Below are 13,672 nucleotides of genomic sequence, written 5' to 3' on the forward strand. Positions count from 1 at the left end.
ATGTCGATCGAGTTCTCCAAGCAGCTCCAAGCCCACGAAACGCCGATTCCCGGCGTGGTTCTCTACGACCTTCCGGTGCATGGGGACAATCGCGGCTGGTTCAAGGAAAACTGGCAGCGCGAAAAGATGATCGCACTGGGACTGCCGGATTTCCGCCCGGTCCAAAACAACATCTCCTTCAACGAGAAGGCCGGAACAACCCGCGGCATTCACGCGGAGCCCTGGGATAAGTTCATCTCGGTGGCCACGGGCAGGATTTTCGGCGCCTGGGTCGATCTGCGCCAAGGTCCGTCCTTTGGTGCTGTGTTTACTGCAGAGCTGGACGCGAGCCAGGCCATCTTCATTCCCCGGGGTGTCGGCAACGCATTCCAGACACTCGAGGACAACACGGCCTACACGTACTTGGTCAACGATCACTGGTCCGCAGATGCCCAGGGACAGTACACGTTCCTGAATCTTGCCGATGAAAGCGCCGCCATTCAATGGCCGATTCCACTCGACAAGGCAGAGCTTTCGGACAAGGACAAGGCGCACCCTCGGCTGGCAGACGTCCTTCGGATGGCCCCGAAGAAAACGCTGGTGTTGGGTGCTGATGGGCAGCTCGGCAAGGCCCTAAGAGCCATCTATGACGGCGTGGACTCCGTCGAATTCGCGAACCGCGCGGAGTTCGATCTGGCCAGCGCCGATTCATACAGCAGCCGGAACTGGAAGAACTACTCGACCATCATCAACGCGGCGGCTTACACCGCGGTGGATGCGGCTGAAACCCAGGAGGGGCGTGCCACAGCGTGGGAGATCAACGTCAATGCCGTGGCCCGTCTCGCCCGCATAGCGGTCGATTACGACCTGACGCTGGTCCACGTCTCGTCGGACTACGTTTTCGACGGCGGCCGCGACATTCATGATGAGAGCGAGTCGTTCACGCCGCTCGGTGTATATGGCCAGACGAAAGCTGCTGGGGACGCTGTCATCAGCGTTGTCCCCAGGCACTACATCGTGCGGACCAGCTGGGTCATCGGCGAAGGAAACAACTTCGTGCGTACTATGGCGTCGCTGGCGCGGCGTGGAATCAAGCCGTCGGTGGTCAATGATCAGGTTGGGCGGCTGTCCTTCACGCAGGATATTGCAGCCGGCATCCGGCACTTGCTTCAGAGCGGCGCCGCCTACGGTACCTACAACCTCAGCAACAACGGAAACCCGCAGTCGTGGGCGGACATTGCCGCCGACGTCTTTGAGCTGGCGGGCTCATCCAGGGACGACGTGACTGGGGTCAGCACTGCTCAGTACTTCGAGGGCAAGGCTGCTGCTCCCAGACCGCTCAATAGCGCCTTGAACCTGGGCAAGATCCGCGCCTCGGGATTCTCGCCTCGGCATTCCCATGAAGCGCTGAGTGAGTATCTGCAGTAATAGATCCGCAGGACATTCTGTTCCGAAAGCGCCGCTGACTTCGCCCGAAGTCAGCGGCGCTTTTCTGCGTGCCCTTGCTTGACGCCCTTCGCCGCTTCCGCATATCCTGAACGAACGGTCGGTAAATAATCCGAGTACGGACGTGAATGCATAGGAGCAACCATGGCAGCGCAGAACCTGCAGTCAGTGCCTGACCAGCCGGCAGCCCCCCAGGAAGCCACAGAAAACCAGGCCCAGCTGGAGGCCGAGGGCCAGGCATACTTTGACCGCGTGATCTCCGAGGATTCCCGGATTGAGCCGCGTGACTGGATGCCTGCCGCCTACCGCAAGACCCTCCTGCGCCAGATCTCGCAGCACGCGCACTCGGAGATCATCGGCATGCAGCCGGAGGCCAACTGGATCAGCCGCGCCCCCAGCCTGAAGCGCAAGGCCATCCTCATGGCCAAGGTCCAGGACGAGGCCGGCCACGGTCTCTACCTCTACTCCGCCGCCGAGACGCTGGGCCAGTCCCGCGACCAGATGATGGACGACCTCATCGCCGGGAAGGCCCGCTACTCCTCGATCTTCAACTACCCGGCCCTGACCTGGGCGGACATGGGTGCCATCGGCTGGCTCGTCGACGGTGCCGCCATCTGCAACCAGGTGCCGCTGTGCCGTGCGTCGTACGGCCCCTACGGCCGGGCCATGGTGCGCATCTGCAAGGAAGAGTCCTTCCACCAGCGCCAGGGCTTCGAGATCCTGCTGGAACTCTCCAACGGAACCCCCGCGCAGAAGCAGATGGCCCAGGACGCCGTGAACCGCTGGTACGCCCCGGCCCTGATGATGTTCGGCCCGCCGGACGACGATTCACCGAACTCCAAGCAGTCCATGGCCTGGAACATCAAGCGCTTCAGCAACGATGAGCTGCGCTCGCGGTTCGTCGGCATGATGGTGGAGCAGGTCAGGGTCCTGGGCCTCACCCTCCCGGACAGCGAGGTCCGCTTCAACGAGGACACCAAGAAGTGGGAACACGGCCCGCTGGACTGGGACGAGTTCAAGGAAGTCCTGGCCGGCCGCGGCCCCTGCAACTCGCAGCGGCTCGAGCGCCGCCGGGAGGCGCACGACGACGGCGCCTGGGTCCGCGAGGCAGCGGCGGCTTACGCACACAAACAGTCAATGAAGACAAAGGAATTCGCAGCATGAGCCCCCACGGCAACCCGGAAGTTCCGGCCAGCTCCGCCACTGAAATCAACCGCGAGGCTCCAAAGGCGAGCCCGGCGGCCGCTCCCGCCGAAACCAGCGGCAATGCCTGGGGCCTCTGGGAGGTCTTCGTCCGGTCCAGCCGCGGCCTGTCCCACGTGCACGCCGGCAGCCTGCACGCGCCGGACGCCGCCATGGCCCTGCGCAACGCCCGCGACCTGTACACCCGCCGCAACGAGGGCGTCTCCATCTGGGTGGTCCCCGCGGACGCCATCGCCTCGAGCGACCCGGACGCCAAGGGCTCGTTCTTCGAGTCGCCGCAGGGCAAGGACTACCGGCACGCCACGTACTACACCAAGAGCGAAGGAGTGAAGCACCTGTGACGGCCCCGGAAACGCAGCAAACAGAAGGCCACGGCGACATCTCCGTCGGCGTCGCGGGTGCAGGTGCCAGCGGCGACGGGTCGGCCAGCGCCACCCGCATCACCCCGGGGAACGCGCTCCGCCCGGAGGACATCGCGCTCGAGGTCCGCACCGGCCTGGCCAAGCCCACCGAGGACATGGCCGAGTACGCGCTGCGCCTGGGCGACGACGCCCTGATCCTCGCCCAGCGCCTGGGCCACTGGATCTCCCGCGCCCCCGAGCTGGAGGAGGACGTGGCCCTGGGCAACATCGCCCTGGACCAGCTGGGCCACGCCCGGTCCTTCCTCAGCTACGCCGCCGGCCTCAACCATAAAACCGAGGATGACCTCGCCTACTTCCGCCGCGAGCACGAGTTCCGCTCCGCGCACCTGTTCGAGCAGCCCAACGGGGACTTCGCGATCACCATCGCCCGGCAGTTCGTGGTGAGCTACTACCAGTTCGAGCTGTACCGCCGGCTCACCGAATCCACCGACGCCACCCTGGCTGCCATCGCCGCGAAGGCCGTGAAGGAAGTGGACTACCACCGCGACCACAGCGCCCAGTGGGTGCTGCGCCTGGCCGGCGGCACGGACGAGTCCCGCCAAAGGATGATCCACGGCCTGAAGCTCATTTGGCCGTACGTCGGCGAACTCTTCCAGGACGATGAACTGGTGACCCGGCTCGCGGAGGCGGGCGCCGCCGTCGAACCTTCCAGCCTGAAGGCGGACTTTGACCGCCTCACCGGTGAGGTCCTCAAGGAGGCGGAGCTGGAGGTGCCCGAGGTGCCGTTCGCCCCGGGCGGCGGCCGCCGCGGCAGGCACTCCGAACACCTGGGCTATATCCTGGCCGAGATGCAGGTGCTGGCCCGGGAGCATCCCGGAGCCAGCTGGTGACTGCCATGTACGTATCGGACTTCGAGACCAAGACCGGCATCACGGCGGACCAGAAGGCGTGGGACATCGCCGCCACGGTCTGCGACCCGGAGATCCCGGTGCTCACCATCGAGGACCTCGGCATCCTGAGGGGCGTGAGGCTGTTCGACGACGGCGGGCCGGTTCCTGCCGTGCAGGTCACCATCACGCCCACGTACTCGGGCTGCCCGGCGATGGACGCCATCCGCGACGACCTGAAGGCCGCCTTCCACAAGGAGGGCTACCCCAGCGTGCACGTGGAACTGGTGCTCGCACCGGCGTGGACCACGGACTGGATGACGGACGCCGGCAAGGCCAAACTGCGGGAGTACGGCATCGCGCCGCCCTCCGGCAGGGCTGCGGCAGGCGGCCACAACGGCCCCGTCCGCCTGAGCCTGGCCGTGAAGTGCCCGCAGTGCTCGTCGCTGAACACCAAGGAACTCACCCGCTTCGGTTCCACCTCCTGCAAGGCGCTCTATGTGTGCCAGGACTGCAGGGAACCGTTCGACTACTTCAAAGTCCTGTAAGGAATTACCCATGCCTGTTGTCCGCCAGACTGCCGCCGAATCGGCGCAGGCCACCGGCCGCCGTCGTCCGTCCTTCCATACCCTCACCGTCGCGGAGGTGCGACGGCTCACCGAGGACGCCATTGAGGTGACCTTCGCGGTGCCGGCCGAGCTCGCCGGCCAGTTCGACTACCTGCCGGGCCAGTACGTGGCCCTGCGCACCACGCTCCCGGACAAAACCGGCGAGCCGAAGGAGATCCGCCGCAGCTACTCCATCTGCGCCGAGCCGCGCGGCTTCGCGGACGGCAGCAGCGAGATCCGGGTGGCCATCAAGAAGGACCTGGGCGGGCAGTTCTCCACGTGGGCCAACGCCGAGCTGAAGGCCGGGGACACCCTGGAGGTCATGAGCCCCATGGGCGCGTTCGTCTCCAAGCACGGCCGTGACGGGCAGGCCGTGGACCAGAACGTCATGAACTCGATGAACCATCCGGAGGACCTGGCGGGGGAGCCGGGGAACTTCGTGGCGATCGCCGCGGGCTCCGGCATCACGCCGGTCATCGCGATCGCCCGGACGCTGCTCGCGGCCAGCCCGGACACCCGGTTCGACCTGATCTACGCCAACAAGGCCGCCATGGACGTGATGTTCCTGGAGGAGCTCGCGGACCTGAAGGACAGGTACCCCTCCCGGCTGGCGCTGCACCACGTGCTGTCGCGCGAGCAGCGGATCGCGCCGCTGCTGAGCGGCCGGATCGACGCCGAGAAGCTGCGGGCGCTGCTGGGCACCGCCATCCACGCGGACGACGTGGACGAATGGTTCCTGTGCGGGCCGTTCGAGCTGGTGCAGCTGTGCCGGGACACCCTGGCCGAGCGCGGCGTGAAGCCGGAGCACGTCCGGTTCGAGCTGTTCACCTCCGGCAAGCCGGACCGCCCCGAGGGCAACGCCGGCCGGCCCGTTGTGGAGGACGAGTCCAAGGAGACGTACAAGATCACGTTCAAACTGGACGGCCTGCAGGGCGAGGTGGCCAGCCCCACGCACGCCCGCGAGTCCATCCTCAACGCCGCACTGCGGGTCCGCCCGGACGTGCCGTTCGCGTGCGCCGGGGGAGTGTGCGGCACCTGCCGCGCCAAGGTGGTCACCGGCACCGTGACCATGGACGAAAACTACGCCCTGGAACAGGACGAGCTGGACAAGGGCTACGTCCTGACCTGCCAGTCGCACCCCACCAGCAAGGAAGTCTCAGTCGACTTCGACGTGTAACTTTCTGTCCCGCCCTTCCCGGTCTCAAAGGAGCAGCCATGATTTCCCTTTCCATCGCCGACGGCGTCGCCGAAGTGGTCCTGAACGCCCCGCAGAAGCTGAACTCGCTGGATGAGCAGGCGTTGGCGGAACTGTCCCAGGCGTACGACGACGCCGCTGCCGCCGCCTCGCGCGGCGAGGTGCGGGCGCTGCTGCTGAGGGGAGAGGGACGCGCCTTCTGCGCGGGCCGGGACATTGCCGGCGTGACGCCGGAGACGGACGACGCCGAGGCGTACCTCGGCGGGCTGGTGCAGCCGCTGCTGCAAAAGATGAGCTCGTTCCCGGCGCCCACCTTTGCGGCGGCCCAGGGCGCCTGCCTGGGCGTGGGCCTGGGGCTGCTTCTGGCCACGGACGTGGTGTACGTGGCGGAAAACGCAAAGTTCGGCTCGCCGTTCGCCAAGCTGGGGGCCACGCTGGACTCGGGCGGGCACTGGTACTTCACGGAGCGGCTGGGCATGCACCGCACGCTGGACCTGATCTACACGGCAGAGCTGATCTCCGGTGCGGAAGCCGTGGCTCAGGGGATGTTTAGCAGGGCGCTGCCTGCGGACGAGCTGCTGGACACCACGCGCGCCATCGTGGCGAAGGTGGCTACCGGAGCGACGGGGGCGTTCAAAGCGAGCAAGGAGCTGGTGGCGCACATCCGCGACCAGCGCCTGGGCCTGTGGACCTCGATGCAGGAGGAGAACGCCGAACAGGCGCGCCTTTGCAAGACGGAAGACTACGCAGAAGGCTTCAAGGCGTTCCAGGAAAAGCGCGAACCAAACTTTAAGGGCTAACCGATCTTTGGCGGCCGGGCTGGCTTGGGCGGCAGCGTTGGTTGAGCTTGTCGCAACCACTGCTCAACCACACCCAAAACCCAGAGCCCCAGCATGGCCCCGGCCGTATTCGCCACGAGGTCCATCGCGCTCGGAAACCTCTCATGCAGAAAGAGCTTCTGCCCCAGTTCCATGCAGCAGGACGCCAGGAATGCGCTCAGCACGATCCGTCCACGGTGGAAGGATGGAAAAGCTTGGGCTGCGAGCACTCCGATCGGCACAAACAGCAGGATGTTGGACGAGAACTCCACGAAGCTGTAGTTGATGAGTTCGGGAAGTCCCGAGCGGTGGAGGGCAAACAGTGCAGCCTGCAGGCGCCCTGTTACAGGACGGTCAACAGGGGCCGGCCAGAAGGCCACGAATGCAAGGGCTGCCAGATACAGAGCCAGCAGGGCACGCGCGGATCCTGCTACATCGGCCCGACTCCACTTCCCCATACGGGAAACGCTACGGGAGCCCCCACCAACGCCGAAATCCGGCACGTGAAATTTCACTTTTTGCAAGTCAATTTGTAAGGTTCGACCATGACATTGGGGAAATCAGTTCGCAAAGCAGTCATTCCGGCCGCCGGTCTGGGCACGCGCTTCTTGCCCGCCACCAAGGCGATGCCGAAGGAGATGCTGCCGGTAGTAGACGCACCGGCCATCCAGTACGTTGTCGAGGAGGCCATCAGCGCCGGCCTGAAGGACGTGCTGATGATCACCGGCCGCAATAAGCGGGCACTGGAGGACCACTTCGACCGGGCTCCGGCTCTGGAACGCACGCTTGAGCTCAAAGGAGACCAAGCTCGTCTCGACGCCATCCAGCACGCGTCCGGCCTGGGGCCCATCCACTACGTCCGGCAGGGCGAGCCCAAGGGTCTTGGCCATGCCGTCCTGTGCGGCCGCCAGCACGTGGGTGAAGAGCCGTTCGCTGTGCTGTTGGGCGATGACCTCATCGACGAACGCGACGAGCTCCTGACCACGATGATCGAGGTTCAGGCCAAGACCGGTGGATCCGTCATCGCACTGATCGAGGTTGAGCCGTCCCAGATCAGCGCATACGGCTGCGCGGACATCACGCCCATTGATGGCGAGGGCTTCGTCCGGGTGAACAGCCTGGTGGAGAAGCCCTCGGTGGATGAGGCGCCGTCCAACCTGGCCGTCATCGGTCGATATGTGCTTCACCCTGCCATCTTCGATGTGCTCGAGAAAACTGAGCCCGGACGCGGTGGCGAGATCCAACTGACGGACGCACTTCAGACACTCGCGGCTGGAGAGGGCGAAGGGTACGGCGTATACGGCGTGGTCTTCCGGGGCCGCCGCTACGACACTGGTGACAAGCTGAGTTACTTGAAAGCGGTCATCACGCTGGCTTCCGAGCGTCCCGAGTTTGGGGAAGACTTGAAGGCTTGGATGAAGAACTTTAACGGCTAGAAGGCCTTACGAGCAGTTAAATGAGGGAAGCCCCGACGATCTGTCGGGGCTTCCCTCATTTAACGTGTACTGGTTTGAAACAAGGAAGGGACCCGTTCCGGATTCGGAACGGGTCCCTTCCTTGAAGCATGGAGCCTGACGCTTAGGCAGATGCCTCAGCGTTTGCACGGCGGCGAACTACGACCACCGAAGCGGCACCGGCGACGAGTGCGCCGCCACCAACCAGCGACCAGAGAACCAGGCTGGAGTCAGCACCGGTGTTGGCCAGGCCTGCACCATTACCACCCGTGTTGGAGAGGCCAGTGCCGTTGCCAGTGCCGCTACCGAGGTCAGTTGCGGAGCCGGCGACGGTGACGGTGACCGGGGCGCTGGTAACGCCGGAGTTCACACCGGTTGCCGTGATGGTGTAGGTGCCGGGTTCGCTGATGGTCAGCGGCAGAGCAACTGCACCGGAAGCATCAGCGGTTGCGTTGATCTCCTGCGCAGCAGTGTAGAGACTGATCTTGCTGGGCACCGTGCGGCTCGCGCCGGCACCGGCGATGCTGGCACCCGTCGACGCGGGACGTGCACCCGGTGTCACGCGAATGATTAGCGGTTCGCCAGCGAAGAAGCCCCTGGCAGAAAAGGTGAAGGCTTCGCCGGGTCCAACCACGCCATCTGAAACTGCGGAGTTGGCGGGCGGTGCCGGGTAGTTGGCGGCAAAGGCCGGCGCGGTGCCGGTCAGTGCGATGGTTCCTGCAAGCGCGAGCGCAGCAATAGACTTCTTCATTTGTCCCCCCTGAGACCTTTTAACACGGATGTCACATTATTGTGGAGATTCCCCATCCCCATGTGACCGTGGGGCGAATCTCGTGGTGTTACCCAAAGAGAGATTACCACCCAGGTAAGGGTGTCACCAAAGTCAATCCAGACACTTTACATACTGTTAATGAGTTAGCTATGCAGCCGGCGCACATTTTGCCTTCATCGTGTCCAATACCACGTCATTGAGTGGCTGAACTGTCGGCGTTACAGACAGTTTCGGTTCCGTGTGCTGGACTATCTTGTCGAACGTGAAGTCAACGGTGCTGCTCTCGCCCGGGGCAAGGCGGACCGTGACGCTACCTACGGGACGACCACTATGCCGATTGGATGCAAAACCAGTCTTCTTACCTGCCACGAACACTGTTTCAACGTTTGATTGAACAGGTCCATACGCGATGACGTTCGTCTGTACGGTGCCTGCTGGGACGCCGAACGCGCCGCCTCCCGTTACATAGTCGGGCAATGACGTTGCTGCGTCCTTCGGTGCAGTGTTGGTACTTGTTACGCGAACCTTCATCTGAGAGTATCCACCAGCCGGGCACTCCTCTACGAGCTGTACGGTTCGTTTCATGTGGTAATCCATTTTCGCGCCGGTGCCGTCGTTGAAGTACACACCAAATTGTGCCGGCGAGGTACTTGGTCCTGCGATCGAGCCGCTGAGTGGGTATCTCTCAATGACAGATTGCTCAGCGTTGTCAGCAGACCAAACTAGGACCCGACCTTCTTCCGTTCCCCGAGCCAGTCCGGCGATCAATGCCTTCGCGTCACCCCTACCGTCGGCCAACGCTGCGAAGGTTTCTTGGGCTACTCCCGCGAAGTAGGCGTCCTGAAGGGTGGGATTTGGGATTTTCGCGTAGACGTCCGAGAGGAGTGTCCGCACAACGTTGTTTGCATCTAGCTCTGTTGGTAGGCCACCCGAAAGGGATGCAAGCTCGGGGCTACCTAATTTCACAGGCCCTGTGGCGTCAAGCACGTAACCAAGAGCGATCGGATCGATGGAGATGACGCCATCTACTCGCCCGCCAGTTTTTCGTTCCCACATCTCTTGAGCAGTTCTAGCTGCTGAGGGAAAGTCTGGGGTCAGGTTGACATCCTGCATGAATTTTCCCAGTCGGCTTGAGTAGATTAGCTGCTGTTCGGCATCGAGTTGCAGTGTTGGAGTCATCGTTCCGATTTCCCCAGCGCTGCTCTGTTCACCGAGACTGAGTTTTCCACTGTTAATTTTCAGTACGGCCAAAGCTCCGGGGATACCGCCGGAAGCCCTGGACTCCGCATTGTTTTGGATCATGAGGAGGTACTGCCGTTGGGAGTTGGCTCCAAGCATGCCGGGGACAACCTGCGCCGCATCGGCGGCTGCGTCCAATGTGCTTGCTACGTCCTCCAGTTGCGCAGCTGCGCCGGCAAGCGGTTCCGCAACTCGCGGGAGTAGCCCATTGGTATCGATTGCCTCTAACCGAGCTGAGGAGGTCCTGACTGCATGTGCAGCTGAACTCACGGTAGGGGAGGCGGCGATTAGCGGCTTCAAGTCTGCCCCACTACTTTTGGGTAGGAGACTATCCCAACTAAGCGATGCGAAGACGTTGACCAGAGGCGCCAAGGCAAGATTGGCTACATCGTCTGCTGACCGTGCGACTTCGCTAACCGCTGCGAAATTTGCGCCAATTAGAGGAACGTTGCATGCCAAGATCCAGAGCGGTTGATCCGCAGCATCCTTGGCTTTGCCCGTGTGGGCACGAAGCCGAGCCACGTCCTCCTGGGCTGCTTGCGCACTGCCAGACGAGAGTTTTCCTCGCAGGTCCGGCGCAATAGACGTCGCCGCTTCTAGCTCGCTCTGGATCAGGGAAGCAGTCGAACTGATCCAAGCCGCGTATCCTAGAACGCCACTTGCTAGTCCGACCGCGATCCCACCGACGAAAAGTCGACGCCGGGTCGTGAACGGCTTCCGCCTTTTGCTGTTACTCTGCGTCCCGTCGAAGGCCTGCTCGTCCTCAGAGTGCGCTCTCGGCATGACTTCCGTCCTTCCCTATAAGGGGCAAGTTCTCGGTGGGGCATCGCCTAGTAGGCCCCTGTGCTGCCGAAGACGGCTCGCACGGTTTTCAACAGGATCACAAGGTCTCCTGCCAAGGACCAATTTTCCACATAGTAAAGATCCAGCCGTACCGAGTCCTGCCACGAAAGGTTAGAACGCCCGCTGACCTGCCAGAGACCGGTGAGTCCCGGTTTGACTAACAACCTACGGCGTACGACTTTTTCGTAGCCGGCCACTTCGGCAGGCAGAGGAGGGCGCGGACCGACCAGGCTCATGGAACCCGCAAGAACGTTGAAAAGCTGTGGAAGTTCGTCGAGGCTGTACCTTCGAAGAAACTTACCCATTGGTGTAATTCTCGGATCATTCTTAATTTTGAACAGCACACCGCTGCCCTCGTTCTGACCTTGGAGATCGGCCAGGCGTTGCTCCGCATCCACAACCATCGATCGAAACTTCAGCATATGGAAGTGGGCGCCCTCCATTCCCACGCGCTGTTGACGAAATAGCACTGGTCCAGGACTGGATGCCTTTACGGCGAGAGCAGTAAGGGCGATGAGCGGCGATGCAAGAACTATTAGGACTATTGCTGCCAGCAGGTCGAAAAGCCTCTTGGCGACCCTTTGCCCACCCTCCAAAGTAGGGGTCGTGACATGTATCAAAGGCAGACCGGCGACTTGCTGAGTGTGTATTCGTGGGCCCGCAATATCTGTGAGAGCTGGCGCCATGATCAGTCCGATGTTTCTGGAGGCAAGTGCCCAGCCTAAGTGGCGGAGAGTTTGGGGATGCAGTTGGACCCCAGCAGAAACAGCCACAGCATCGGCGTTGCAGTGATCAATTGCCGCTAAGATCGCGGTCGGGTCCGCCTCGTGACCCAGCACGGCGAGACCCGATTCAGGCTCGCGGGTGATGTTTGGATCCGCCCCGGGCATGTAGGCCGCTACGGGGAGGTACCCTGCATGCTTGGCGTCAAGTAGTGTCGATGCTAGGTGCGCCACGGCGCCGGGCCCCCCTAGCAACAGCAGGCGGGACATGCTGGTCCCACTCTGCCGGTTGATGTTCAAGTGTTGCCGCAGCAACCATCGCCCAAGGATGAGCCCAATAAGACCGACAGGTAAAGCAATACCCACGTAACCGCGCGCAGTGTCGAAGCGGAAGACGTAAGAAAATATCGCGACGACACCAAAAAGCCAAAGTGACGCTGCTGCTACACGCTTGTACTCATCAGGACCAGCCCCAAGGATCCGGCTCTGACGAGTGTTCCAGGCTCCAAGCATGAGCCACCATACTAGGGACAAAGCCGCCGAGATCCACAGGTAGTTTACTTCGAATCCTGGCTCCACCGAGCTGGGTTCAAAGCCAAACCTGATCACATAGGCGCCCGCTACCGCCCAGACAATTACGAAAGCATCAACGAACCGCAGCGTCCGCGACGTTCGAATCCGCCAATCCACCAACGACCCCCAAGAAATTCGATATCGCCAGCCGCGAGTTCTCCGAAGATAGGCTACAGCGGTAGGTGCCTGTATGAGTAATATGTCGTCCAGCCAGCAGGGCTTCGTGCACATCAGCGCCTTGGAGATTGCTTGAGGCTCATGGAGCGCGGGTGCGGTTGCATCCCCGGCGGGCTCGCTGTTCCACGGCCCTTGGTCCATGCGCCAACGCCCGTTGGCTATTGTGGCGCGCTCCGGATGATAATCTCGGGTGCGGTGCCGTGCAGGGGCCTTAGAAGCGAATTAATTATGGGGGTTACGTGCGTCGGTCTGTCGCGATTATTGGAACCAGGGGCTATCCCAGCTACTACGGGGGCTTCGAAACCGCTGTGAGAAAACTGGCGCCATTTCTGGCCGACTCGGGATGGGACGTCACGGTTTACGGACGTCCTGGTGCCACAAAGCCAGAAGATGAGTCACGGGATCCACGAGTGCACGCGCTCACAACGGCTGGCATTGATTCTAAATCGCTCAGTACACTTTCTTTTGGCCTCTCCGCAACAATTGACGCTGTTCGCCGGAAACCTGATGTCGTTCTCGTGATGAATGTAGCCAACGGCTTTTGGCTGCCACTGCTGAAGCTGCGAGGAATACCGACCCTCGTGAATGTTGACGGCATTGAATGGGAACGAGCAAAGTGGGGCCGCATGGCAAAAGCCCTCTTTCGAAATGGTGCTCGCGCTACCGCACGCTGGGGTTCACGAATGATTTACGATGCGCACGCGATCGCTGCAAGATGGCGTGACGAATTTGGCCTCGATGGATACGTAATACCGTACGGCGGTGACAATCCGGGATCCCTGGAGCCGGTTGAAGGTCTCGAGTCACGGAAATACGTTCTATTGGTCGCGCGATTCGTACCTGAAAATTCGGTCAGGGAGTTCATCGACGCTATAGCTCTGCTGCCTGACGCTGTACCCGTTATCATCGTGGGATCCTCCGGGCACGGAGGCGAACTTGATGCCGCGGTCCAAGAACTTTCGCAAGAGCGTTCAAACGTCCGCTGGCTGGGTCATGTAAGTGATCACCAACACCTGTTAGCCCTGTGGCAGCATGCAGGCGCTTACTTCCATGGCCACAGCGTAGGTGGCACAAACCCTGCATTGGTACAAGCCATGGCTTGCGGGGCCCCAACGGTTGCCAGGGACACGGTTTACAACCGTGAGGTTTTGAAGGCGGCAGGCCTATTTGTGCCGCCGTCGCCGGAGGAAATCGCAAATGCACTCCTCAGGGTGCTGGACGACCCTAACCTTCAAGCCGAGTTGTCTCGTGAAGCGAGCAAGCGAGCGCTTCAGGAGTACAGGTGGGAAACAATCTGCTCAGCGTATGAGGATGCCCTAGAGGACGTGCGGAGCGGAAACAGCAGCCAATCCGAAATCAGTCGGAACTCCAGCCCTTCGCAGGCAGCAGACTGA

The 13,672-nt window shown here is 62.2% G+C and carries 13 protein-coding genes; 9 read left to right on the top strand and 4 right to left on the bottom strand.

What is annotated here, in order from left to right:
• The 7 genes from AC57BR_RS20255 (at position 1) to AC57BR_RS20285 (ending at position 6,480) form a co-directional block, all read left to right on the top strand.
• The gene (locus tag AC57BR_RS20255) at positions 1-1,407 is read left to right on the top strand and encodes a sugar nucleotide-binding protein (RefSeq protein ID WP_496363849.1); all 1,407 of its coding nucleotides are present in this window, start codon (positions 1-3) and stop codon (positions 1,405-1,407) included.
• 162 nt (positions 1,408-1,569) lie between these two features.
• Positions 1,570-2,589: a 1,2-phenylacetyl-CoA epoxidase subunit PaaA gene (gene paaA / locus AC57BR_RS20260; protein ID WP_496363851.1), complete on the top strand. Its 1,020-nt coding sequence runs from the start codon at positions 1,570-1,572 to the stop codon at positions 2,587-2,589.
• A complete protein-coding gene (gene paaB, locus AC57BR_RS20265; RefSeq protein ID WP_496363853.1) occupies positions 2,586-2,969 on the top strand; it encodes a 1,2-phenylacetyl-CoA epoxidase subunit PaaB in 384 nt (127 codons plus the stop codon). The genes paaA and paaB overlap by 4 nt, the downstream gene beginning before the upstream one ends.
• A complete protein-coding gene (gene paaC, locus AC57BR_RS20270) occupies positions 2,966-3,880 on the top strand; it encodes a 1,2-phenylacetyl-CoA epoxidase subunit PaaC (protein WP_496363855.1) in 915 nt (304 codons plus the stop codon). The genes paaB and paaC overlap by 4 nt, the downstream gene beginning before the upstream one ends.
• 5 nt (positions 3,881-3,885) lie before the next feature.
• Positions 3,886-4,425, top strand: a complete 540-nt coding sequence (paaD, locus tag AC57BR_RS20275) for a 1,2-phenylacetyl-CoA epoxidase subunit PaaD (protein WP_496365191.1) — start codon at positions 3,886-3,888, stop codon at positions 4,423-4,425.
• 10 nt (positions 4,426-4,435) lie between these two features.
• Positions 4,436-5,662, top strand: coding sequence for a 1,2-phenylacetyl-CoA epoxidase subunit PaaE (gene paaE, locus AC57BR_RS20280; protein ID WP_496363857.1), 1,227 nt, complete (start codon positions 4,436-4,438; stop codon positions 5,660-5,662).
• Positions 5,663-5,700: 38 nt separating this feature from the next.
• Positions 5,701-6,480, top strand: coding sequence for an enoyl-CoA hydratase/isomerase family protein (locus AC57BR_RS20285; protein ID WP_496363859.1), 780 nt, complete (start codon positions 5,701-5,703; stop codon positions 6,478-6,480).
• On the opposite strand, the gene AC57BR_RS20290 is transcribed toward AC57BR_RS20285, so the two are convergent.
• Positions 6,477-7,013 carry a VanZ family protein gene (locus tag AC57BR_RS20290; RefSeq protein ID WP_496363861.1) on the bottom strand — a complete coding sequence of 179 codons (537 nt, stop codon included), beginning with the start codon at positions 7,011-7,013 and terminating at the stop codon, positions 6,477-6,479. The two genes, AC57BR_RS20285 and AC57BR_RS20290, sit on opposite strands and share 4 nt — an antisense overlap.
• Before the next feature lie 30 nt (positions 7,014-7,043).
• On the opposite strand from AC57BR_RS20290, the gene galU reads away from it, so the two are divergent.
• A complete protein-coding gene (gene galU / locus AC57BR_RS20295; protein WP_496363863.1) occupies positions 7,044-7,934 on the top strand; it encodes a UTP--glucose-1-phosphate uridylyltransferase GalU in 891 nt (296 codons plus the stop codon).
• Between the two features lie 142 nt (positions 7,935-8,076).
• Here the strand turns inward: galU and AC57BR_RS20300 are convergent, their stop codons facing one another.
• The 3 genes from AC57BR_RS20300 to AC57BR_RS20310 all read right to left on the bottom strand — a co-directional run bounded on the left by AC57BR_RS20300 (position 8,077) and on the right by AC57BR_RS20310 (position 12,218).
• Positions 8,077-8,703, bottom strand: a complete 627-nt coding sequence (locus AC57BR_RS20300) for an LPXTG cell wall anchor domain-containing protein (protein WP_496363865.1) — start codon at positions 8,701-8,703, stop codon at positions 8,077-8,079.
• A 168-nt stretch (positions 8,704-8,871) separates the two neighbouring features.
• Positions 8,872-10,101, bottom strand: coding sequence for a DUF4012 domain-containing protein (locus tag AC57BR_RS20305; RefSeq protein ID WP_496363867.1), 1,230 nt, complete (start codon positions 10,099-10,101; stop codon positions 8,872-8,874).
• 692 nt (positions 10,102-10,793) lie between these two features.
• Positions 10,794-12,218, bottom strand: coding sequence for a sugar transferase (locus AC57BR_RS20310; RefSeq protein WP_496363869.1), 1,425 nt, complete (start codon positions 12,216-12,218; stop codon positions 10,794-10,796).
• A gap of 299 nt (positions 12,219-12,517) precedes the next feature.
• Here AC57BR_RS20310 and AC57BR_RS20315 point away from each other — a divergent pair, with 299 nt between their 5' ends.
• Positions 12,518-13,672: a glycosyltransferase gene (locus AC57BR_RS20315; protein WP_496363871.1), complete on the top strand. Its 1,155-nt coding sequence runs from the start codon at positions 12,518-12,520 to the stop codon at positions 13,670-13,672.

Source organism: Arthrobacter sp. BGA-UO-ETr-C19 (assembly GCF_059568005.1).

Excerpts from the sequence above, each read along its gene's own strand:
- paaA (WP_496363851.1), top strand. The coding sequence starts at position 1,570 with ATGGCAGCGCAGAACCTGCAGTCAGTGCCTGACCAGCCGGCAGCCCCC.
- AC57BR_RS20285 (WP_496363859.1), top strand. The coding sequence starts at position 5,701 with ATGATTTCCCTTTCCATCGCCGACGGCGTCGCCGAAGTGGTCCTGAAC.
- AC57BR_RS20255 (WP_496363849.1), top strand. The coding sequence starts at position 1 with ATGTCGATCGAGTTCTCCAAGCAGCTCCAAGCCCACGAAACGCCGATT.
- paaD (WP_496365191.1), top strand. The coding sequence starts at position 3,886 with ATGTACGTATCGGACTTCGAGACCAAGACCGGCATCACGGCGGACCAG.
- paaB (WP_496363853.1), top strand. The coding sequence starts at position 2,586 with ATGAGCCCCCACGGCAACCCGGAAGTTCCGGCCAGCTCCGCCACTGAA.
- paaE (WP_496363857.1), top strand. The coding sequence starts at position 4,436 with ATGCCTGTTGTCCGCCAGACTGCCGCCGAATCGGCGCAGGCCACCGGC.
- AC57BR_RS20300 (WP_496363865.1), bottom strand. The coding sequence starts at position 8,703 with ATGAAGAAGTCTATTGCTGCGCTCGCGCTTGCAGGAACCATCGCACTG.
- galU (WP_496363863.1), top strand. The coding sequence starts at position 7,044 with ATGACATTGGGGAAATCAGTTCGCAAAGCAGTCATTCCGGCCGCCGGT.